This is a genomic window from Mycobacterium sp. IS-836, assembly GCF_001954275.1.
Lineage (GTDB): Bacteria > Actinomycetota > Actinomycetes > Mycobacteriales > Mycobacteriaceae > Mycobacterium.
Window position 1 is genome coordinate 1 of record NZ_MBEU01000021.1, and the last position, 22,583, is coordinate 22,583.

19 protein-coding genes, 1 pseudogene and 1 riboswitch are annotated in these 22,583 nt (G+C 67.0%); of the genes and pseudogenes, 18 read left to right on the plus strand and 2 right to left on the minus strand.

Going from position 1 to position 22,583, the window contains the following annotated elements:
• From A5747_RS08040 to A5747_RS08100, 13 genes and pseudogenes are all read left to right on the plus strand, one after another.
• Nucleotides 1–76: pseudogene (locus A5747_RS08040) on the plus strand (type VII secretion protein EsxI); the annotation flags it as partial.
• Between the two features lie 88 nt (nt 77–164).
• Nucleotides 165–1,073 carry an ESX secretion-associated protein EspG gene (locus A5747_RS08045; RefSeq protein ID WP_076123124.1) on the plus strand — a complete coding sequence of 303 codons (909 nt, stop codon included), beginning with the start codon at nt 165–167 and terminating at the stop codon, nt 1,071–1,073.
• A gap of 278 nt (nt 1,074–1,351) precedes the next feature.
• A complete protein-coding gene (gene eccD / locus A5747_RS08050; RefSeq protein ID WP_076123429.1) occupies nt 1,352–2,863 on the plus strand; it encodes a type VII secretion integral membrane protein EccD in 1,512 nt (503 codons plus the stop codon).
• Complete coding sequence (locus tag A5747_RS08055; protein ID WP_076123125.1) at nt 2,841–4,694, plus strand: type VII secretion-associated serine protease mycosin; 1,854 nt, start codon at nt 2,841–2,843, stop codon at nt 4,692–4,694. The genes eccD and A5747_RS08055 overlap by 23 nt, the downstream gene beginning before the upstream one ends.
• Before the next feature lie 19 nt (nt 4,695–4,713).
• A complete protein-coding gene (eccE, locus tag A5747_RS08060; RefSeq protein WP_076123126.1) occupies nt 4,714–5,919 on the plus strand; it encodes a type VII secretion protein EccE in 1,206 nt (401 codons plus the stop codon).
• A complete protein-coding gene (gene eccA, locus A5747_RS08065) occupies nt 5,916–7,748 on the plus strand; it encodes a type VII secretion AAA-ATPase EccA (RefSeq protein ID WP_076123128.1) in 1,833 nt (610 codons plus the stop codon). The genes eccE and eccA overlap by 4 nt, the downstream gene beginning before the upstream one ends.
• Nucleotides 7,749–7,824: 76 nt before the next feature.
• A riboswitch (M-box (ykoK) riboswitch) is annotated at nt 7,825–7,996 on the plus strand.
• Nucleotides 7,997–8,592: 596 nt separating this feature from the next.
• Entirely contained in the window at nt 8,593–9,753 is a 1,161-nt protein-coding gene (locus tag A5747_RS08070; RefSeq protein ID WP_076123431.1) for a PPE family protein, read from the plus strand.
• Nucleotides 9,754–9,847: 94 nt separating this feature from the next.
• Nucleotides 9,848–11,038, plus strand: a complete 1,191-nt coding sequence (locus A5747_RS08075; protein ID WP_076123130.1) for a PPE family protein — start codon at nt 9,848–9,850, stop codon at nt 11,036–11,038.
• A 1,001-nt stretch (nt 11,039–12,039) separates the two neighbouring features.
• Complete coding sequence (locus A5747_RS08080) at nt 12,040–13,314, plus strand: PPE family protein (RefSeq protein ID WP_076123133.1); 1,275 nt, start codon at nt 12,040–12,042, stop codon at nt 13,312–13,314.
• A gap of 14 nt (nt 13,315–13,328) precedes the next feature.
• A complete protein-coding gene (locus A5747_RS08085) occupies nt 13,329–14,717 on the plus strand; it encodes a PPE family protein (RefSeq protein ID WP_076123135.1) in 1,389 nt (462 codons plus the stop codon).
• Between the two features lie 30 nt (nt 14,718–14,747).
• The gene (locus A5747_RS08090; RefSeq protein ID WP_076058126.1) at nt 14,748–15,071 is read left to right on the plus strand and encodes a DUF732 domain-containing protein; all 324 of its coding nucleotides are present in this window, start codon (nt 14,748–14,750) and stop codon (nt 15,069–15,071) included.
• 16 nt (nt 15,072–15,087) lie between these two features.
• Nucleotides 15,088–15,414 carry a DUF732 domain-containing protein gene (locus A5747_RS08095; protein WP_076123138.1) on the plus strand — a complete coding sequence of 109 codons (327 nt, stop codon included), beginning with the start codon at nt 15,088–15,090 and terminating at the stop codon, nt 15,412–15,414.
• A gap of 102 nt (nt 15,415–15,516) precedes the next feature.
• A complete protein-coding gene (locus tag A5747_RS08100) occupies nt 15,517–16,227 on the plus strand; it encodes an MgtC/SapB family protein (protein ID WP_076123140.1) in 711 nt (236 codons plus the stop codon).
• 10 nt (nt 16,228–16,237) lie between these two features.
• Here the strand turns inward: A5747_RS08100 and A5747_RS08105 are convergent, their stop codons facing one another.
• Nucleotides 16,238–17,434, minus strand: coding sequence for an NAD(P)/FAD-dependent oxidoreductase (locus A5747_RS08105; protein WP_076123433.1), 1,197 nt, complete (start codon nt 17,432–17,434; stop codon nt 16,238–16,240).
• 52 nt (nt 17,435–17,486) lie between these two features.
• On the opposite strand from A5747_RS08105, the gene A5747_RS08110 reads away from it, so the two are divergent.
• Nucleotides 17,487–18,431: a sterol desaturase family protein gene (locus A5747_RS08110; RefSeq protein ID WP_076123143.1), complete on the plus strand. Its 945-nt coding sequence runs from the start codon at nt 17,487–17,489 to the stop codon at nt 18,429–18,431.
• Nucleotides 18,432–18,532: 101 nt separating this feature from the next.
• Nucleotides 18,533–19,207 carry a hypothetical protein gene (locus tag A5747_RS08115; protein ID WP_076123435.1) on the plus strand — a complete coding sequence of 225 codons (675 nt, stop codon included), beginning with the start codon at nt 18,533–18,535 and terminating at the stop codon, nt 19,205–19,207.
• Here A5747_RS08115 and A5747_RS08120 read toward each other — a convergent pair.
• On the minus strand, nt 19,204–19,650 hold the full coding sequence (locus A5747_RS08120) for a nitroreductase/quinone reductase family protein (protein WP_076123145.1): 447 nt from the start codon (nt 19,648–19,650) through the stop codon (nt 19,204–19,206). The genes A5747_RS08115 and A5747_RS08120 overlap by 4 nt on opposite strands.
• Nucleotides 19,651–19,776: 126 nt before the next feature.
• Here A5747_RS08120 and A5747_RS08125 point away from each other — a divergent pair, with 126 nt between their 5' ends.
• The 3 genes from A5747_RS08125 to A5747_RS08135 all read left to right on the plus strand — a co-directional run bounded on the left by A5747_RS08125 (nt 19,777) and on the right by A5747_RS08135 (nt 22,540).
• Nucleotides 19,777–20,460 carry a TetR/AcrR family transcriptional regulator gene (locus A5747_RS08125; protein ID WP_198938152.1) on the plus strand — a complete coding sequence of 228 codons (684 nt, stop codon included), beginning with the start codon at nt 19,777–19,779 and terminating at the stop codon, nt 20,458–20,460.
• A 128-nt stretch (nt 20,461–20,588) separates the two neighbouring features.
• The gene (locus A5747_RS08130; RefSeq protein ID WP_076123149.1) at nt 20,589–21,089 is read left to right on the plus strand and encodes a VOC family protein; all 501 of its coding nucleotides are present in this window, start codon (nt 20,589–20,591) and stop codon (nt 21,087–21,089) included.
• On the plus strand, nt 21,086–22,540 hold the full coding sequence (locus A5747_RS08135; RefSeq protein WP_076123151.1) for an FAD-binding protein: 1,455 nt from the start codon (nt 21,086–21,088) through the stop codon (nt 22,538–22,540). The genes A5747_RS08130 and A5747_RS08135 overlap by 4 nt, the downstream gene beginning before the upstream one ends.
• Nucleotides 22,541–22,583 lie beyond the last annotated feature (43 nt).

The window sequence follows — 22,583 nt, forward strand, 5'->3', positions numbered from 1 at the left end:
CCACGGCCAGAAGGTGCAGACCGCCGGCAGCAACATGGCCAGCACCGACAGCGCCGTTGGGTCCAGCTGGGCCTAACCCCAACTTCAGGCGCGGCAGCACACCGATTATGTGGTGTGCTGCCGCGTCCTGCGGTTATCCGAGCACGTCGACTTTCGAGGTATTGATGGACTCACAGACCACGCGCACTGACATCACCGTCAACGTCGACGGCTTCTGGATGCTGCAGGCGCTGCTGGACATTCGGCATGTCGCGCCGGAACTGCGGTGCCGGCCGTACGTCTCCACCGACTCGAACGACTGGCTCAACGAACACCCCGGCATGGCGGTGATGCGCGAGCAGGGCATCGTCGTCGGCGAACTGAACGAGGTGCAGGAGCAGGTGGCCGCCCGGATGCGGGTGCTGGCCGCACCCGACCTCGAGGTCATCGCCCTGCTGTCGCGGGGCAAGCTGCTCTACGGCGTGGTCGACGACGAGAACCAAGCGCCCGGCTCCCGCGATATCCCCGACAACGAGTTCCGCGTGGTGCTGGCCCGGCGCGGTCAGCACTGGGTATCGGCGGTTCGGGTGGGCAACGACATCACGGTCGACGACGTCGCCGTCGCGGACAGCGCCTCGATCGCGTCACTCGTCCTGGACGGCCTCGAGTCGATTCATCATGCGGAGCCCGCGGCGATCAACGCGGTCAACGTGCCGCTGGAGGAGATGCTGGAAGTAACGAAGTCATGGCAGGAGTCGGGCTTCAACGTGTTCTCCGGCGGAGATCTCCGGCGAATGGGCATCAGCGCCGCCACGGTGGCCGCGCTGGGGCAGGCGCTGTCGGACCCGGCGGCCGAGGTCGCGGTCTACGCCCGCCAATACCGGGACGACGCCAAGGGCCCGAGCGCCTCGGTGCTTTCGCTCAAAGACGGTTCGGGCGGCCGGATCGCGCTTTATCAACAGGCCCGAACCGCGGGTTCGGGGGAGGCGTGGTTGGCCATCTGCCCAGCGACCCCGCAATTGGTCCAGGTCGGTATAAAAACCGTCCTGGATACGTTGCCGTACGGCGAGTGGAAAACCCACCGCAGGGTGTGAACCCGCTTGCGAAACATAGTGTTTACCAACGGCTTTGCCCAGAACGTGCGGCCGAGAGGCAAACACGGCATACTTCTCTAGAATCATTAACGATGATTCGCCAGCAAAGCCACAACAACTAATATCGCGAGGGCGAGACAGATGAAATCCGAATTGTTCGGGCTGCACATCCTCCGGCGCCACGGCGCCGCGGTGAGCAGGTCGGCAGCAGCCCCCGCGCGGCCACATGCACGGGTTAACTCACACACCACGCTAGGGGGTGCGCAGCGATGACTGCGATAACTTCGGTAGTTGAAGCGCCACAGCCCGACATCGAGGGAATCTCGCAGCCCCGGGCCGTCGTGGTCGGCATCATGGCCGGCGAGGGCGTCCAGATCGGCGTCCTGCTCGATGCCAATGCCCCCGTCTCGGTGATGACCGACCCGCTGCTGAAGGTGGTCAACAGCCGCCTGCGCGAACTCGGCGAGACACCGTTGGAAGCCAAGGGCCGCGGCAAATGGGCGCTGTGCCTGGTCGACGGCACGCCGCTGCGGGCCACGCAATCGCTCACCGAGCAAGACATCTACGACGGCGACCGCCTCTGGATCCGGTTCATCGTCGACACCGAGAAGCGATCGCAAGTCGTCGAACACATCTCCACTGCCGTTTCGCAGAACCTCAGCAAGAGGTTCGCGGCGATCGATCCGGTCATCGCCGTCCAGGTCGGTGCCTCGATGGTGGCCACCGGCGTAATCGCCGCGACGGCCCTGCTGGGCTGGTGGCGCTTCCACCACAACTCGTGGCTGACCACCATCTACTCCGCGGTGATCGCCGTGGTCGTCCTGGGCGTGTCGATGCTGCTGCTGGCACGGGCCCAAACCGACGCGGATCGGCGCGTCGGCGACATCATGCTGTTGAGTGGCCTGGCACCCCTGGCAGTCGCCGCGGCAGCCGCACCGCCCGGCGGGGTGGGTTCCCCCCATGCGGTGTTGGGCTTCGGGGTGCTGACCATCGAGACCATGTTGGCCCTGCGTTTCACCGGCCGCCGGCTCGGCACCTACACCGCGATCATCACCGTCGGCGCGGTCGCGGCGCTTGCCGCCCTGGCGCGGATGGTCGCGAATAGCAGTGCCGTGACGCTGCTCAGCTGCGTGGTCCTGGCCTGCGTGCTGGCCTACCACGCCGCCCCGGCGATGTCCCGTCGGCTGGCCGGCATCCGGCTGCCGGTGTTCCCGTCGGCCACCAGCCGCTGGGTGTTCGAGGCTCGACCCGACCTGCCGACCACCGTTGTGCGTTCCGACGGCGGCCCGCCGGTGTTGGAAGGGCCCGCGTCGGTGCGCGACGTGCTGCTGCAGGCGGAACGGGCCCGGTCGTTCCTGACCGGGCTGCTGATCGGGCTGGGCGTGCTGATGGTGGTGTCGCTGGCCGCACTGGCCGATCCGCACACCGGCCAACGGTGGCTGCCCCTGCTGCTCGCCGGTTTCAGCGCCGGATTCCTGATGCTGCGCGGGCGTTCCTACGTCGACCGCTGGCAGGCGATCACCCTGGCCGCGACGTCGGTGCTGATCGTCGGCACGGTGGTAGTGCGCTACGCGCTGGTGCTGCACTCGCCGCTCTCGGTCGCGATCTGCACGGGGATCCTGGTTCTGCTGCCGGCGGCGGGTCTGACGGCCGCGGCGGTTGTGCCCAACACGATCTACAGTCCGCTGTTCCGCAAGTTCGTGGAATGGATCGAATACCTCTGCCTGATGCCGATCTTCCCGTTGGCATTGTGGTTGATGAATGTCTATGCGGCGATTCGGTACCGCTAGCAACAAGGTGTGGCGTGGGCGCGCGTCCCGCGCGACCGTCGCTGCCCTTCTGCTCACGTCGGGCGCGTTAGCCGGCTTGCCGCCGGCGTACGCGATCTCGCCTCCGACGGTCGACCCCGCCGCCGTTCCGCCCGACGGTCCGCCCGGACCGCCGGCGCCGATGAAGCAGAATTCGTACTGCACCGAGGTCGGCGTGCTGCCGGGCACCGATTTTCGGTTGCAGCCCAAGTACATGGACATGCTGAACTTGCAGGAGGCCTGGCAGTTCGGCCGTGGTGCGGGGGTGAAAGTCGCCGTCATCGACACGGGCGTGACCCCACACCCCCGTTTCCAGCACCTCATCCCCGGCGGCGACTACGTCATGGGCGGCGACGGATTGTCCGACTGCGACGCCCACGGAACGATCGTGGCGTCGATGATCGGCGCGGCCCCCGCCAGCGGCGCAACACCGCCGCCCGCGGGACCGCGCAAGCCCGTCACCATTCCGACCACCGAACCGCCCCCGAAAGCGCCGCCGCCGCAGACGGTTACGTTGTCGCCGCTGCCGCAGACGGTGACGATGGTTCCGCCGCCGCCGCAGTCGGAAGCTCCCCCCGCCGCGCCGGGACCCTTCCAGATACCGGGGTTCCCGGCAGCGCCGCAGCCGGCGGCACCGCCGGCACCGGCTCAGGGGGGCCCGGCCGCGGGACCGGGCCAGGCCCCGTCGGGCAATCGCGGCGGGTCCGGCACGGTGACCATCCCCAGCTACTCCGGTGGCAAGCGCATCGTCGGCGTCGACAACCCGGTCGACCCGCGCCCGCTCGACCCGCCGAAGCCGCCACCGCCGCCCCCGCCACCCGCGGGGCAGGCGCCCGACGCCTTCAGCGGGGTCGCCCCCGAAGTCGACATCATTGCGATCCGCCAGTCCAGCCAGGCGTTCGGCCTCAAGGATGCCTACACCGGTGACGAGGATCCGCAGACCCGGGCGAAGGTCGACAACGTCGAGACGATGGCACGGGCGATCGTGCATGCCGCCAACCTCGGTGCCCAGATCATCAACATCTCCGACGTGACATGCATGAGTGCGCGCAACATCATCGACCAGCGCTCGCTGGGTGCGGCGGTCCGCTACGCGGCGGTCGACAAGAACGCCGTCATCGTCGCCGCGGCCGGGGACAGCAGCAAGAAAGACTGCAAGCAAAACCCGATCTTCGATCCGTTGCAGCCCAAAGATCCCCGCAACTGGAACGCGGTCACCACCGTCGTCACGCCGTCGTGGTTCAGCGACTACGTGCTGACGGTCGGCGCGGTGGACCCGGACGGTCGTCCGCTTACCCAAGGGGGTCAGGGCCAGGGCGCATCGAGCATCGCCGGACCGTGGGTGGGCATCGCCGCACCCGGAACCGACGTCATCGGGCTCTCGCCCCGCGACGACGGCCTGATCAACGCGATCGACGGACCGGACAACACGCTGCTGGTCCCGGCCGGCACCAGCTTCTCGGCGGCGATCGTGTCCGGGGTGGCCGCGCTCGTGCGCGCCAAGTTCCCCCAGCTGTCCGCTTACCAGGTCATCAACCGGTTGACCCGCACGGCCAGGGCACCCGCGCGCGGCGTGGATAACCAGATCGGGTACGGCGTCGTCGACCCCGTGGCGGCGCTGACGTGGGATGTGCCCGAAGGCCCGGCGAAGCCGCCGCAGCAATTGTCGGCGCCGCTGACAGTGCCTAAACCGGCCCCGCGCCGCGATATGGTGCCAGTGTGGGTGGCCGCCGGCGGACTGACCGGGGCATTACTCATCGGCGGCGCAATATTCGGTGTGGCAACAATGATGAAGCGACGGAAGCAGCAATGAGGGCGGAGCGACGATAGTAATGAATCCTCAACGCAGATTCGGGTTGTCGTTGTCATGGCTGCGAGTCACCGCGGTGTTCTTGGTCGACGTCGTGATCTTGCTGGTGGCCAGCCACTGCCCAGACTCGTGGCAGGGGGAGCACCGCATCGCCTTTTGGGTCGGGGTCGGCCTGGCGGTGATCGTCACGCTGCTGTCGTTGGTCACCCACCACGGCCTCACGCTCACCTCGGGGTTGGCCACGTGGCTGTGGGATTGGTCCGCCGATCCGGGCACCGCGCTGGCCGCCGGCTGCACGCCCGCCGTCGATTACCAGCGTAAATACGGACGCGACACGGTCGGGGTACGCGAGTACGCGGGCCGTCTGGTTTCAGTGATCGCGGTCGACGGCGGTGAGGAGGACGCTCCCGGGCGCCACCGCCACCATCGCACGACGGCGTCGGCCCCCACCCTGCTGGTGCAGGCGGTCGCTGAGGGGCTGCACCAATTCGACATCCACCTCGACGGAATAGACGTTGTCTCGGTGAAGATCCGCCGCGGCGGCAACGCCGCCGAGCTGTCCAAGCTCGACGACTGGGGGCCCGAGGAGTGGGAGGTGGTCGGCGACCAGCCCGCCTCGTATGTGCGCCGCACCTGGCTGGTGCTGCGGATGAATCCCCAGCGCAACGTCGCCGCCGTCGCGGCCCGCGATTCGCTGGCGTCGACGTTGGTCGCGGCCACCGAACGCCTCGCCCAAGACCTCGATGGCCACGGCTGCGCGGCCCGGCCGCTGACGGCCGACGAACTCGCCGAGGTCGACAAGGCCGTGCTGGCCGACCTCGAACCGACCTGGAGCCGCCCCGGCTGGCGCTACCTCAAGCATTTCAACGGCTTTGCGACCAGTTTTTGGTTGACGCCGTCGGACATCACCACGGAGGCGGTCGACGACCTGTGGCAGCCCGACACCGAGGCGACCGTGGTGACCATCCGCCTCACCACGTCGGGAGGCCGGCCGCTGGTCTCCGCCTGGGTGCGCTACCACAGCGACAAGCGGACCCCCAAGGGGTTGCCGCACGGACTCAACCGGCTCACCGGCCGCCAACTAGCAGCGGTGCGCGCGAGCCTGCCCGCCCCGACCACTCGGCCCTTACTGGTGGTGCCCACCCGGGACCTGCTGGAGGGCGATGAGTTGGTGCTGCCGGTCGCTCAGGTGCGGGATAACGCTGCGGCCTTGCCAGCAGCGCAATGAGTCGTCCGCAATCAACCCCCGAGGACGCCCGTAACGCGATGGTCGCCGGCCTGTTGGCGTCCGGCATCTCGGTCAACGGGCTGCAGCCCAGCCACAACCCGCAGGTGGCATCGCAGATGTTCACCATGGCGTCGACCATCGACCCCGACATGTGCGACGCATGGCTGGCGCGGGTGCTCGCCGGTGACCAGAGCCTCGAGGTGCTCGCCGGCGCGTGGGCATCGATCAGGACGTTCGGGTGGGAGATCCGCCGTCTCGGGGTCACCGAATTGCAGTTCCGGCCCGAAGTGTCCGACGGGTTGTTCCTGCGGCTGGCGGTCACCAGTGGGGAGTCGCTCGCCTGCGCGTACGCCGCGGCGCTCGCCGAGGCGAAACACTATGAGGAAGCCGCGAAACTGCTCGACGGCGTCGAGCCCCGGCATCCATTCGACGAAGAGCTGGTCACCTACGTGCGCGGCGTGCTGTACTTCCGCACCGGGCGGTGGCCGGACGTGCTCTTGCAGTTCCCCGAGGGGAAGGTCTGGCGCAACCCCGAGCTCAAAGCCGCGGGTGCGGCGATGGCCACCACGGCCCTGGCGTCGCTCGGGGTGTTCGAGGAGGCCGTCCGGCGCGGCCAGGCGGCCATCGAGGCGGACCGGGTGCCGGGCGCGGCCAACGTCGCGCTCTATACCCAAGGCATGTGCTTGCGCCACCTTGGACGCGAGGAGGAGGCCGCCGAGCTGTTACGCCGGGTGTATTCGCGCGATCCCAAATTCACCCCGGCCCGGGAAGCGTTGGACAACAACGATTATCGGCTGATATTGACCGACCCCGAGACGATCGAGGCCCGCACGGACCCGTGGGACCCGGACAGTGCGCCGACCCGCGCGCAGACGGAGGCCGCCCGCCACGCCGAGGAAGCCGCCAAATATCTGGCCGAAGGCGACGCCGAGCTCAACGCGATGCTCGGCATGGAAAAAGCCAAACGCGAAATCAAACTCATCAAATCGACGACCAAGGTGAACCTGGCCCGAGCCAAGATGGGGCTGCCGGTGCCGGTGACGTCGCGCCACACCTTGTTGCTCGGGCCGCCGGGAACCGGGAAGACGTCGGTGGCGCGGGCTTTCACCAAGCAACTGTGCGGGCTCACCGTGCTGCGCAAGCCGCTCGTGGTGGAGACCAGCCGCACGAAGCTACTGGGCCGTTACATGGCCGACGCGGAGAAGAACACCGAGGAGATGCTCGAGGGCGCCTTGGGCGGGGCCGTCTTCTTCGACGAGATGCATACCCTGCACGAGCGCGGCTATCACCAGGGTGACCCCTACGGCAACGCGATCATCAATACGCTGCTGCTGTACATGGAGAATCATCGCGACGAGCTCGTTGTCTTCGGTGCGGGCTACGCCAAGGCGATGGACAAGATGCTCGAGGTGAATCAGGGTCTGCGACGGCGCTTTTCGACCGTGATCGAGTTCTTCAGCTATACCCCGGACGAACTTGTCGCGCTGACCCAACTGATGGGGCGGGAAAACGAGGACGTGATCACCGACGAATCGGCCCAGGCGTTACTGCCGTCGTACACGAAGTTCTACCTCGACGAAAGCTACTCCGAAGACGGGGATCTGATCCGCGGCATCGATACGCTCGGCAACGCCGGCTTCGTGCGCAATGTGGTGGAAAAGGCCCGCGACCACCGAAGCTTCCGCCTGGACGATGAGGACCTCGACGCCGTACTGTCTAGCGACACAACCGAATTCAGCGAGCGCGACCTGCTGCGGTTCAAGGAGCTCACCAGCGACGACCTGGCCGAGGGGCTGAGCGCGGCGGTGGCCGAGAAGAAGTCGACCTAGCGCGCCTTCTCGCGGCACCGCAAATCGGCCGGCAGCAAGTTGACTCGTGCCGGTCCAAATGCCACCATGGCTTTCGTATGCACCTCGCTAGGTGAGGCGTCTACACGGATATAGGCCACTGACCTCGAACGTCGAGAGACGCCCAGGGTCAGGACAGCTCTTCCCGGCTTAAGGGTTGAGCCCAAGTGGCTTCCGGTTCGATCCGGATACGCCGTGTGGTGCCAAAGCTCTGACGAGAGGGGTGCTGCGTCCGGGTCGTTTCTCGGGCGCTCCTCCCCGACGTGCGATGCAGTCGGCACCCCCGTGTGCCCTGGCCGTGAGGAGGTGAGAGCGAAATGAGTCCCGACGATATTCCGTCTTCCAGAACGACGATCATTTCGTTACGACCGACCCCGGCCTCACTTGTTCGGTCCTGATCGTGCTTGGCCCGGTAAACCCGGGCTGCCTGGTCGGCCCATAATGAAAACGATTATCGTTTCGGTGTAGTGTCTTGCTCGGCCTCGCCGCGGCGTGCGCGACGGCGCCAGCAATCCACCTGCAAGTCATGCGAGGAGGGGCTGATGTCGCTTGCAATTCGGCATCCGGAAGCGGTGACGACGGCTGGCGGTCACCTGAATGGTGTTGGATTCGCCTTGACCGCAACACAATTCACGCCAGATGGCAGCCGGTGGGGCAGCAGTGAGCGTCCAAGCGATGGCAGTGCCCGGCACGACGCGCGGGATGCGGGACTCGTGGCGTGATTAGATCTATTTAGCTTAGCCTTGCCTAAACAGGACCAGGCCTTTCCAACCACGCGGTCGCAACTAGTAAGAGAGGGGCGCGAACGGTGACGCTGGATTTTGCGATGCTTTCCCCGGAGGTCAACTCGGCTCGGATGTATACGGGCGCGGGTTCGGCCTCGATGCTGGCGGCTGCGTCGGCGTGGAAGGGCCTGGCCGCGGAATTACGATCCACGGCGCTGTCGTATGGTGCGGTGCTTTCGGCGCTGACCGACGAGGAATGGCATGGCCCGGCATCGGCGGCGATGGCGTCCGCGGCCGCACCCTACGTGGAGTGGATGAACACCACCGCGGTGCAAGCCGAGGAGACCGCCGCCCAGGCTGAGGCCGCCGCGGCTGCCTACGAGACCGCTTTCGCGGCCACGGTTCCCCCGGCAGAGATCGCGGCCAACCGCGCCCAGCTGGCGTCGCTGGTCTCGACCAACTTCCTGGGCCTCAACACCCCCGCGATCGCGGCCACCGAGGCCCAATACGGGGAGATGTGGGGCCAAGACGCCGCCGCGATGTACGGCTATGCCGGGTCGTCGGCCGCGGCGAGCAGGCTGACCGAGTTTGACCCACCCCAACCGATCGTCAACCCCGCCGCGACCCCGGCTCAGTCGGCAGCGGTGACCCAGGCCGCGGCCACCTCGGCGGGCACCGGGCAAAGCACGCTGTCAAAGCTGATGACGTCGGTCCCGGGCACTCTGCAGAGCATGGCCTCCCCAGCGGCCTCGACGGCGTCCGCCCCGGCCAGCCTGGACGATCTGCTGAATTCCTCGATCTGGAACAACTTTGGACCCAACGCCAATATCTGGAACACCATCTTCTCGTCCGGGTTCTATATGCCGGGCAACTACCTGGGCACCGCGTCCAACTTCATGACCCAAGGCGCGGGCGACGCGGCCGCCGGCGCGGCCGGCGCCGCGGCGGACGGAACGGCAGCCTTCGGCCTAGCGCAGGCGGTCGCTCCGGCGGGCGGCCTCGGCGCCGTGGGCAACACCGTGTCGGCGGGGCTGGGCGCGGCACCCCAGGTCGGAGGGCTGACGGTACCTGCGAGCTGGACGGGGGCCGCGCCCCAGCTGTCTTCCGCAATCAATGCCACACCGATGGTGGCGCCACCGCCGGCGGTGGCAGCAGGCATGCCCGGAGTGCCACTCGGTGGCAGCCGGGGCTTCGGCCGCCACATGCCCCCGCAATACGGCTTCAAACCTTCGTTCGTCACACGCCCGCCCTCTGCGGGATAACTCACGGCGGAACTTCACACAATTGCCCCTTTTGCGCGCCAGCGCCCACGGGGCCATCTGAGACCGCTTGGCAAAAAGGGGAGGAGGCTAACGAATGTTCGCGGTAGTGGATTTCGCCATGCTTCCTCCCGAAATCAACTCGGGCCGTATGTATTCGGGGGTCGGTGCCGGCCCGCTGTTGGCCGCCGCTTCGGCCTGGTCTGGACTGGCCGCGGAGCTGCGGGCCACCGCGCAAGGCTACGACTCCGTGCTTTCGGAGTTGACCAGCCAGGCGTGGTACGGCCCGGCGTCGGCGTCGATGGCGGCCGCGGCCGCGCCGTATGTGGCATGGATGAACACCACCGCGGCGCAGGCGGAGGAAACCGCCGTCCAGGCCGAGGCAGCCGTCGCGGCCTACGAGGCCGCGTTTGCCGCCACGGTGCCGCCGCCCGTGATCGCGGCCAACCGCAGCCTGCTCGCGGCACTGATCGCCACCAACTTCTTCGGCCAGAACACCCCCGCGATCGCGGCCACCGAGGCTCAGTACATCGAAATGTGGGCCCAGGACGCCGCGGCCATGTACAGCTATGCGGGCGCCTCGGCCGTCGCCAGCCAGCTGACCCCGTTCGACCCGCCCACGGAGACCACCGACTCTGCCGCGTTGCCGGCGCAGTCGGCCGCGGTAGGCCAGGCTGCGGCCACGTCCGCGGGCACCGGGCAAAGCACGGTTTCCCAGCTGATGTCCGCGGTGCCCGGCAGCTTGCAGAGTCTGGCCTCCCCGGCCACTACGACAGCGTCTGCCCCCGCAAGCCTGGACGATCTCCTGAATTCCGCGATCTGGAACAACTTTGGACCCAACGCCAATATCTGGAACACCATCTTTGCGTCCGGCTTCTACATGCCGGCCAGATACCTTGGCGTTGCCTCCGACTTCATGTCGATGAATCAAGCCGCCGGCGGCGCTGCCGACGCAGCGGAGGGCGCGGCCAGCGCAACAGCGGCCGGCGCGCTGGAGAGTCCGCCCGGCGGCGCGACGCTGGTGAACTCGGTCACGGCCTCCATGGGCAGGGGAGGTCTCGTCGGCCCACTGTCAGTGCCACAAGGCTGGGCGACGCCCGCACCCGCGCACAGTCCGCTGGCCTCGACGCTCGTCAGCGCCACGGAGGAGGGACCGGCCCCGCCCGTCTCGGCGAGCACGCCCTCAGTACCGGTGGGGGGACATACGGGCGCCAGGGGTGAGGGGCGCGCGGTGCCTCAATATGGCTTCCGTGTGGCCTTTGTGGCTCGCCCGCCGGCCGCGGGATAGTAGGCCGTCCCGCACTATCTCACAAGCGCCACATCATTCACGTGAGCGTTCGGCAACTGAATGGGCGCATTCCCGGGCACCTGGGGCGAGTTGAACTATGCCATTTAGCACCGCCGATGGCGGCTTTCGACCTCACAGGCAACCGGCAGCAGCTAATCAGCGTTGTGGCAGTGAGCCAGGTTTACTCTTGGTGAAATTCAGGGGAGGGAGGCATGACAATCAACCATCAATTCGGCGCTGCCGATGCGCGGCACCGCCGCGATCCCCACGGCGCGGCGCCGCGAGGTGGGGACTACCGTGCCAGACTGCGGCTACCAGGTGGTACATAAGCTGGCGAATCGTAGAATTTGCGCACGTCCGAGGGACATACGTTCATCATCGATGCTCATGTTTCGCTCAACACATGTGCGATCGATGTGCAATTACAATGCGCTTTGCATTCCATCGCGATAAAGGGCTTTCGCCAATATCATTCGCTGCCCATGATGCAATAGGGCGGTGTAAAATTTGCGAACAAAGAACTAATTACTAACGTTAATCGCAGTTAACGCGATCACCGGCGCGGCTGAAATGTGATCGGTGACACCAAATAGCAGACTCGCTGCGCGGGCATCGGGCCTGCTGTTTGACGTGCAAATATGCGTGCTGAGCAGGCCTTTCAGCGTTGCACTGCGTTAACTGTGAAACAGAGTTCTCACAACCGTACCCGGGAAACGTGACATTAATCTTTTACATTCTGATTACTCATCGGGAACGCATAGTGAATACGTTTCGATCAGCATGATTCCTAGCTCAGGCGGTGCACGGGCAGAGCGGCCCGATGCATCCTGTGAAATTCACAGCTAAGGGAGGGTAGGGGTCCGACTGTCTCCGGCGAGTGCAAATCAAACTCATGCACTCCGCGGCGAAATCAATGGATTCCATTAGAGCCACACGCGTTTGCTGGCTCGACGGTTAATGACGCCTACCATGGCGGCCGAATAGGGGACGGGAGGTAATAGATGTTGGATTTCGGGGCGCTGCCGCCGGAGGTCAACTCCGGCCGGATGTACGTCGGGGCAGGGGCGGGGCCGTTGCTGGCCGCCGCCGCGGCATGGGATGAGCTGGCCGCCGAGTTGCAGTCCACCGCGGCGTCCTACGGGTCGACCATTGAGGGCCTGACCGTCGGGCCGTGGACGGGTCCATCCTCGATCGCGATGGCGGCGGCCGCGGCCCCGTATGTGGCGTGGATGAATGCCACCGGGGCTCAGGCCGAGCAGGCGGCCACACAGGCCAAACTGGCCGCGGGCGCCTACGAGACCGCGTTTGCGGCCACGGTGCCACCGCCGGTGATCGCGGCCAACCGCGCGCTGCTCGCGGCGCTGATCGCCACGAACTTCTTGGGCCAGAACACCCCCGCCATCGCCGCGACCGAGGCGCACTACATGGAGATGTGGGCACAGGATGCCGCCGCCATGTATGCCTATGCGGGTGCGTCGGCGGCGGCGTCGCAGCTGACCCCGTTCGTCCAGCCGCCGAAGACCACCAATGACACGGGCGGAGCAACGCAAGCGGCCGCGGTCGCGCAGTCCAGCACCGTGTCCGGCTCGAACACGGCGTCGCAGCTGTCCCAACTGGTCACCGCGACACCGAGTGCGCTACAGAGCCTGGCAACGGGTAACGCAACGACCAACGCGACGTCGACCGCGGCCGCGACGGGAGTCGGTTTGCCGCCGGTCCCGCAGAGCCTGACGGACTGGAACACCATCTGGTCGACCCTGACCGGGCCGTACTCGCTGCAAGGGTTGACCGCCATACCCGGCGGTCCGTTCCTCTCGTTCGGGCAGGCGTACGCGTGGGGCCAAAACGGGCAGGGCGCCGCCGCCATGTTGTCGGGCCCGAAAGCCATCAACGGTGCGTTGGCGCCGCTGACCGGGGGCGCCAGCGCCGTCAAGCCCATGCTGAGCTCCGCTGCCGGCCCGGTATCGGGGTCGATGGGCAAAGCGCCTCTGGTGGGAAGCATGTCGGTGCCGCAGGGGTGGACCGAAGCCGCCCCGGCAATCCGGACGCTCGCCTCGGTGCTGCCGGCGAATCTCGCGGCCGCGCCGGAGGCCGCACTCGCCGGCGAGGGCGGAGCCTTCAGCCAGATGGCCCTCTCGAGCCTCGCGGGACGAGCCCTGGCCGCCAGCGCCACGTACTCCGGCGGTGGGGCGGCGGCCAAGGCGCTGGGCGGCGTGGTCGCCGAGGCCGACCCCGCCGCGGCCACCATCATCGTGATCCCGGCGCTCGAGGACTGAAAAGGGGTTTAGCCATGTTCTACGGAGCCTTTCCGCCGGAGTTCAACTCGGGCCGGATGTATGCCGGCCCGGGAGCCGAGTCGCTGCTGGCCGCCGCGGTGGCGTGGGATGACCTGGCCACCGAACTGCAGTCCACCGCGTCCTCCTACTCGTCGGTGGTCGCCAGCCTGACCGGCGGACCCTGGACAGGGCCGTCGTCGCTGTCCATGGCGGCCGCGGCCGCCCCCTATATCGCCTGGATGCAAAGCACCGCGGTCCAGGCCCACGAAGCTGCCTCCCAGGCGACCGCGGCCGCAAGCGCCTACGAGACGGCGTTCGCCGCACATGTGCCCCCGCCAGTGATCGCGGAAAACCGCACCCTGCTCGCGCAGCTGGTGGCGACCAACGTGTTCGGGCAGAACACCGCAGCGATCGCGGCCACCGAGACCGAGTACTCCGAAATGTGGGCCCAGGACGCGCTGGCGATGGAGACCTACTTCACCTCGTCGGCCGCCGCATCCCGGCTGACGCCCTTTACCGAGCCGCCACAGACCACCAGCGCGTCGGGCACGGCGACGCAAGCGGCTGCGGTGACCGCGGCCGCCGCCACCCCGGCGGGCAATGCGGCGTCAGCCGCCGGCTCGGCCAGCTCGTTCATTACGAACAACCCCATACTGTCGTTTCTCGCGGGGCTCGCCACCAACTACAACTCGACGATGGCGGGCCTGCTCAACACGGTGCCCAACGGCAGCGCCTGGTACACAGCCCTATACAACGCCGTCAAGGTTCCGCTCGGCTTCACCACCGGGTTCAACGACATCGGGTTGCTGATCAACTTTCCCCTGTCGCAGTGGCTGAAGTTCGCCCCACCCGCGGGCTATGGCGCGCTGCCGAAAGACGCGCTGGGCGCCGGGCTCGGGGCGTTGGGCTTCGGCCGGGGCACCCTGTACAGCGCGGTATCGGCGAGCATGGGAAATGCCGGCACGTTAGTCGGAAAGCTGTCGATTCCGCCGAGCTGGGCCACGGCCACCCCGGCGATCAGGACGGTCGCCGCCGCCCTGTCGGCCGCCGGGCCGGATGCGGTGCCCGCGGCCTCCCTGGGCGAGGGTCTGCTCAGCTCGATGTCGATGGCGGGAATGCTCGGCAGCGCGATGGGCGCCGGGGGCCCCACCGTCGTGAACGCCGGTGTCCGCGGCCGTCTCAACAAGATCAAAGACCTCAAAGACAAGCAATCGCCGGAGCAGCTCAAGCGTCTGGTCGCGCAGATATCGGAAAAGCCCGAAAGCGTGCAGCACCACAACGTCGACCAAGAAGGCCTGGACGCCCTGCTCGAGCAACTCTCGAAGAAACCAGGCATCCACGCGGTGCACCTCTCCAAGGGAGACAAGCCCAAGGTCGTGCCGTCGGAAGCCCAATTGGGCTAGCGCACAACATAATTGGAAAGTTGGTGAGTCATGAGAACGCTACTGACATTGCTCGGCGTTTCCGCGATGATCGGTTTCGCCGCGCCGGCCCATGCCGCTCCGCCTCCGGAGCCCGACGGGGACGACGCGGGCTTCATCGCCGCACTGCACCAGGCCGGCTTCAGCTTTTCGAGCCCGAGCGCGGCCGTTGGCGCCGGCCGAGCGGTGTGTTCGTGCTTGAACAACGGCGAGTCGGGCCTGGAGCTGGTCCACGACGTGAAAATGCACAACCCGGGAATGGACATGGAGATGGCATCCAATTTCGCCTTGCTCTCCGCCAAGTACTACTGCCCCCATCAGCTATCCAAGGCCTGACCACCGGCGCGGCGTCATGAGACTGCTCCTGGCACTGCTGGGCGTCACCACCGTGATCGGGCTTGCGGCGCCCGCTTCAGGTGATCCGGGCGGGGTCGACGACGTCTCCTTCCTGGCGACGGTGCGTGGCGCGGGCATCAACTACACCAGCCCGGAACAAGCGATCGCTTCCGCCAAAGCGGCATGTGCGTGGATAGGCACCGGCAAATCCGGCCCTGAGCTGGTCGGCGACCTGCAGAGAAGCAATCCCGCGTTGACCACCGCCCACGCAACGGCGTTCCTGGCCATCGCCGCGAAGTATTACTGCCCCCAACAACTCAGTCAGCGGGCCGCCACGCCGTAGTTGCAGCACACCCGTAGCCACCTGCCGTTCACCTGGATGTGGCTAGATGGGTGAGCCGCCGGCCAACGCGGCAGGGGATTGATCCGGGGTAAGGAGTGCGGCATGCAGACGCTGAGCGTCGCCGATTTCGCGCTCCGGCTTGCGGTCGGGGTGGGGTGCGGCGCCCTCATCGGCCTGGAGCGGCAATGGCGTGCACGGTTGGCCGGTCTGCGCACCAACGCGCTTGTCGCCGGCGGCGCAACTTTGTTCGTGCTGTACGCGGTCGCCACCGAGGACAGCAGCCCCACCCGTGTCGCGTCATATGTGGTGTCGGGCATCGGCTTTCTCGGCGGAGGGGTGATCCTGCGCGAGGGATTCAACGTCAGGGGCCTCAACACCGCGGCCACCCTGTGGTGCTCCGCGGCGGTGGGCGTGCTGGCCGCGTCCGGTCATCTGGCCTTCACGGCGATCGGCACCGGAACCGTCGTCGCCATCCACCTGTTTGGGCGCCCGCTGGGCCGGCTGATCGACCACGACAACGGTGTCGAGGAAGACGAAAGCCTGCAGCCCTATCTGGTGCAGGTGGTATGCCGGCCCAAATCCGAGAAGTACGCCCGCGCCCAGATCGTGCAACACGCGAGCAGCCACGACATCACGCTGCGTGGCATCCACACCGGCCACGCCGACGACGACGAAATCACCTTGAGCGCACACGTACTCATGGACGGCCATACGCCGACGAGGCTCGAGCGGCTGGTGGCCGAACTGTCGCTGCAACCCGGGGTTCGCGCGGTGCAGTGGTACGCGGGCGACAAAGCCCAGCAATCGGACTAGCGCCGCGCGACTACGGTCTCGTCTGCAATTCCGGTGCGGCCGCGGCCAGCAGGTCGGCGCGGGCTCGGGTCAGCGGCGGATAGATCCGCCGGGTATTGATCGTCCGCTTGGTGGCCTTCGCCTGCGCGCCATTCGAAACCACCACGCGATCCCATCCCTCGGTGTAGACGGCGCCGGCCGGTCCGAGATCGAGAACCGTTACGTACCAAGGGATCCGAAGGGGAAGCATGGGCTCACCGAACAGGTCGCTGATCACGTTGAAGCCGGCGTACCGTCCCATCGGCCGGCCGTGCTGACACGACATCACCGACAAGTGCTCGTCGTCCATCCGAGCCGCCGCGACATCACCCGCCGCGAACACCCCCGGCACCCCGATCACGCGCAGGTAATCGTCGACGGGCACCCGGCCCAGCCGGTCCGGGGCCACGCCCAGCTGCTCGGTCAGTGGGCTCGCTCGCATGCCCGCGCACCACACCACCGTGGCCGCCTCGAGTCGCTCGCCCGTCGACAGCGACACGCCATCCTTGTCCACCGCCGCGACCCTGACCCCGGTTCTGGTCTCGATGCCGTTGTCCGACAGGGCCTGTTCGATCACCGGCAGTGCCGAGGAGCCCATATCGGAGCCGACGGCGTTGTGGTCGACCAGGATCACCCGAGGCGTGACCGAACCCTGGCGGAACAACACGCGCAGCCGCTTCGGCAGCTCGCAGGCCGTCTCGATACCGGTCAGCCCGGCACCGACCACGACGACGGTCGCGGCTCCTGCAGTCCGCGGATGGTCGGCAAGACCGCGCAGGTGGCGCTGCAGCGCAAGCGCGTCGTCATGAGTGTCGACGTCAAAACCGAACTCCCGCAGCCCCGGTATGGCGGGTTTGACCACCTGACTGCCCGACGCCAACACCAGCCGGTCGTAGCCGTACGTCGCGCCGCCGGATGTCGTGATGACGCGGGCGGCGGCGTCGATCGCGGTTACCTCCGCGGCGACGTGCGTGACCCCCGCGGGGTCGAGCAGATCGGCGAGCGGGATGCGGCAGCCGCTCAGATCGGCCTCATAGTTGCGGACGCGGATGTCGTGAAACGGTTTGGCGCTCAACACGGTGATGTCAACGGTGCCCGGCGCAACGGCGAGTTCGTCGAGTCGCCGGGCCGCACCGAGCGCCGCCCATAGCCCCGCGAACCCCGAGCCGATGACGATCACTGCGGTCACGCGCTCACCATCTCCTCCATCCGGCCCGCGCCGATGGTCGTAATCTATCGGTGTGCACGCCTTGACCGGGTTCTGGTTCGCGCTGCCCTCGCAGATGCGGGACCCGGTGCTGTTCGCCATCCCCTTCTTTTTGCTGCTGTTGATTCTCGAATGGACGGCGGCCCGCAAGCTGGAGTCCCTCGAGGCGGCCGGCGCCGAGACACCACGACCGGCCTCCGGCGCGTACCTGACCCGCGACTCGATGGCGAGCATTTCGATGGGGCTGGTGTCGATAGCCACCACCGCCGCCTGGAAGACCCTGGCGCTGCTCGGCTACGCGGCGATCTACGCCTATGTCGCACCGTGGCACCTGTCGGTGACCAAGTGGTACACGTGGGTGATCGCGATCCTCGGCGTGGACCTGCTGTACTACGCCTATCACCGCATCGCGCACCGGGTCCGGCTGATCTGGGCCACCCATCAGGCCCATCACTCCAGCGAGTACTTCAACTTCGCCACCGCGCTGCGCCAGAAGTGGAACAACAGCGGCGAGATCCTGATGTGGATTCCGTTGCCGCTGTTGGGACTTCCCCCGTGGATGGTCTTCTTCAGCTGGTCGCTGAACCTCATCTACCAGTTCTGGGTGCACACGGAACGGATCGACAAACTGCCGCGGCCGTTCGAATTCGTCTTCAACACACCGTCGCACCACCGGGTGCATCACGGCATGGACAAGATGTATCTCGACAAGAACTACGGCGGCATCTTCATCATCTGGGACCGGTTGTTCGGCAGCTTCCAGGCGGAGATGTTCCGCCCGCACTACGGCCTGACCAAGCAGGTGGACACGTTCAACATCTGGAACCTGCAGATCCGCGAATACGTCGCAATCGCCCGCGATTGGCGATCGGCGAGCCGCCTACGCGATCGCCTTGGCTACGTGTTCGGCCCGCCGGGCTGGGTGCCGCGCGGGGCAGGTCAAAGCGACGGCGCGGTGCCGCTGGCCACGTCACGGTAACGTCAAGACCAGGTCACGCGAAAGACTCAACGTCGGCGAGATGTGCGCCGTAATCTCAACCCGTGGCCGGTGCGCACGCCGGCCCCGACGGAACGGAGTCCATGGTGCGCTGCCTGGCAATTCGCGCTCTTGTCGCCTCCGTCACCGTCGCGGCGCTGGTGCCCGGGCTGCGGGCCGCGCCGGCCGCGGCGGACCCCATCGTGGTCTTCCCCGGCATGGAGATCCACCAGGACAGCCACCTGTGCACCCTGGGTTACGTCGACCCGGGCCTGAAGATCGCGTTCACCGCCGGGCACTGCCGGGGCGGGGGGGTCGTCACCGACAAGGACCGCCACGTCATCGGGCATCTGGCGACGTTCCGGGATAACACTCCCAGCGGCTCGACCGTGGCCACCGACCAGGTGATTAACGACTACGAGGCGATCGTGCTCGACAACGTGCCGGCGAACAACATCCTGCCGGGCGGGCGCGCACTGGTCTCGACCCCGGGTCTGACCGTCCAGCCGGGGCAGGCGGTCTGCCATTTCGGTGTCGCCACCGGCGAGACGTGCGGGACGGTGGAAGCCGTCAACAACGGGTGGTTCACCATGTCCCACGGCGTCCAGAGCCACCAGGGGGATTCGGGTGGGCCCGTGTACCTCGCCCCCGACGGGGGACCGGGGCAGATCGTGGGCATCTTCAACAGCATGTGGGGCGATTTCCCGGCGGCGGTGTCCTGGCGGTCCACCTCCGAACAGGTCCGCGAGGACCTGGGGATGCGCACCAGCGCGAGTTAGCCGCCCGCGGCCAGCACGAAGACCGGGATGGATGGCGCCGCGGCGCGCAGCTCCTCATCGCTGGATTCCGGGGTCAGCCCGGCGACATATCCCTTGACCTGCCAGTACCACCGGGCCAAATAGCGTTGCAACACCTCTGCTTTGTCCCCATCGCCCAGCTCGGTGGCCAGCAGGCGTCTCCTGCGCCAGCGCGGCCCCACCTCGACGACGCCCGCCGCGCGCACGTTGCGCGCCCACTGGGTGTCGCCGCGCGGTGAGACCAGATAGTCCACTCCGTCAACGGTCAGCAGGTTGATCACCACTGCGCGCTGTTTTCCGCTCTTGCGGCCACGCACACGCAGGGCCCGTGTTCCGGCGATGCTGATACCCAACTCGGCGAGCCAGCGGATCGCCCTGTTCGCGGCCCGCGCGGCCCGGTTCGGTTCTTCGTATCGGGTGGGCATCGTGCGTCCTCTCGGGTGGTCGTATCCGGTGAGCGGAATGAGAGCGGTGCTCTCGGTAATAGACACGGTGACACAGCGCCTAGCGAAAAGCAAGAGCGGTGATCTCGTTTGTGTCAGACTGGTCACGTGGGCAAACGCCAGGAATCGCGGGAGCAGATCGAGGCACGCATCGTCGAGCTGGGCCGCGTCCACCTGGTCGACCGGGGCGCGGCCGGGTTGTCGCTGCGTGCGATCGCCCGCGACCTGGGCATGGTGTCCTCGGCGGTCTACCGCTACGTGTCCAGCCGCGACGAGCTGCTGACCCTGCTGCTGATCGACGCCTATTCCGACCTGGCCGACGCGGTGGACCGGGCCCGCGACACCGCGGACGAGGTGTGGAGCGACGACGTCATCGCGATCGCGCGGGCGGCGCGGCGCTGGGCCGTGGCGCATCCCGCTCAGTGGGCCCTGCTCTACGGCAGCCCCGTGCCCGGATATCACGCGCCCCCGGAGCGCACCGTCGGAGTCGGCACCCGCGTGGTGGGCGCCATCTTCGACGCCATCGCGGCGGGGATCGCGACCGGAGACATCAGATTGACCGATACCGTTGCGCCGCAACCGATGTCGTCGGACTTCGAGCGGATCCGTCACGAATTCGGCTTTCCCGGCGACGATTCCGTCATCGCCAAGTGCTTCTTGTTCTGGGCCGGCGTGCTGGGTGCGATCAACCTCGAGGTATTCGGGCAGTACGGCGCGGACACCCTGACCGATCCCGAGGCGATCTTCGACACCCAGCTTCGGCTGCTGGTGGACCTATTGGCCCAGCATTGAGCCGACACCGACACAGCGCATGAATTAGAACGTGTTCACCCGGCGTTTCCGGGCGGCGGCCGCCCGAGCACGGCAAAGTCTTTCCGGCCCTTTCTGCCGGCCGGCAGACTGGGCTATCCTGCCAAACGATGACCCCTCCCACTCAACCGCCGACGCAGATCGCATGGGTTACCCGAGACCTCGACGCCACTGAAAAGGCCCTCACCGGCCTTTTAGGCGTCCGCAAGTGGGTGCGGATACCCGACGTGCACTTTGCTCCCGATGCGTGCAGCTATCTTGGCAAGCCCGCCGACTTCGTCGCCGGCATCTCGCTGAGCTATCTCGGTGACATGCAGTTGGAGCTGATCTGCCCGGTCCGCGGGCAGAGTATCTATAGTGACTTTTTGCGTGACTCGGGCCCGGGTTTGCATCACATCTGCGTCGAGGCCGAGAGCCCCGAGAAATTCGACACGGCGCTGGCCGACGCCGCCGACCACGGCGCGCCCGTCGTGCAGCAGGGCGTGATGCCGGGCGGAATCCAGTTCGCCTACGTGTCGGCTCCGCAGGCGGGTGTGCCGTTCGTGGAGATCGCTTACGTGTCGCCCGAAATGCGGGCGTTTTACGACTACATCAAACAGGAGCAACGGTGAGCACCGAGATACCAGCAACCGTCGACGCGGGCACGGTCACGTCGTGGTCGGATGACGTCGACGTGGTCGTGATCGGTTTCGGTATCGGCGGTGGGTGCGCCGCGGTGAGCGCGGCGGCTGCCGGCGCGCGGGTGCTGGTGCTCGAACGGGCCGCCGTGGCGGGCGGCACCACTTCGCTTGCGGGGGGCCACTTTTACCTCGGCGGCGGAACCGCGGTCCAGCAGGCGACCGGCAATCCCGACTCGCCCGAGGAGATGTACAAATACCTCGTCGCGGTGTCCCGGCAACCCGACCACGACAAGATCCGTGCGTACTGCGAAGGCAGCGTCGAGCATTTCAATTGGCTAGAAGACCTGGGCTTCCAGTTCGAGCGCAGCTACTTTCCGGGGAAGGCGGTGATCCAGCCCAACACCGAGGGGTTGATGTTCACCGGCAACGAGAAGGTGTGGCCGTTCCTCGAGCAGGCGGTGCCGGCGCCGCGCGGCCACAAGGTGCCCGTGCCCGGCGACACCGGGGGCGCGAGCATGGTGATCGACCTGCTGCTCAAACGGGCCGCGAGCCTGGGCGTGCAAGTCCGGTACGAGACGGGCGCCACAGATCTCATCGTCGACGGCTCGGGTGCGGTGACCGGCGTGACGTGGAAGCGGTTCACCGAAACCGGTGCGATCAAGGCAAAGTCGGTCATCATCGCTGCCGGGGGCTTCGTGATGAACCCCGACATGGTAGCCAAGTACACGCCGAAACTGGCCGAGAAACCGTTCGTGCTGGGCAACACCTATGACGACGGCCTGGGCATCCGGCTGGGCGTATCGGCCGGCGGGGCCACCCAACACATGGATCAGATCTTCATCACCGCGCCGCCGTACCCGCCGTCGATCCTGCTTACCGGGATCATCGTCAACAAGCTGGGGCAGCGGTTCGTCGCCGAGGATTCCTACCATTCCAGGACTTCGGGTTTCATCATGGATCAGCCCGACAGCGCGGCGTACCTGATCGTCGACGAGGCACACCTGGAACACCCCAAGATGCCGCTGGTCCCGCTCATCGACGGGTGGGAGAGCGTCGCGGAGATGGAAGCCGCGCTCGGGATCCCCGAGGGCAACCTGGTCGCGACGCTGGACCGCTACAACACCCACGCCGCGCGCGGCGAGGATCCCGACTTTCACAAGCAGCCGGAATTCCTTGCGCCACAAGACAAAGGGCCGTGGGGCGCGTTCGACATGTCGCTGGGCAAGGCCATGTACGCCGGATTCACCGTGGGCGGGCTGGCCGTGTCCGTGGACGGGCAGGTACTGCGCGACGACGGCACCGTGGTGCCGGGCCTGTATGCGGTGGGCGCGTGTGCGTCGAACATCGCCCAGGACGGCAAGGGCTACGCGAGCGGCACGCAGCTGGGCGAAGGCTCGTTCTTCGGCCGCCGGGCGGGAGCCCACGCGGCGCAGAGCCGCTAGACAAGCGTCGAGACTGTAATTTCGCAGGAAAAGTGCGAGTGAA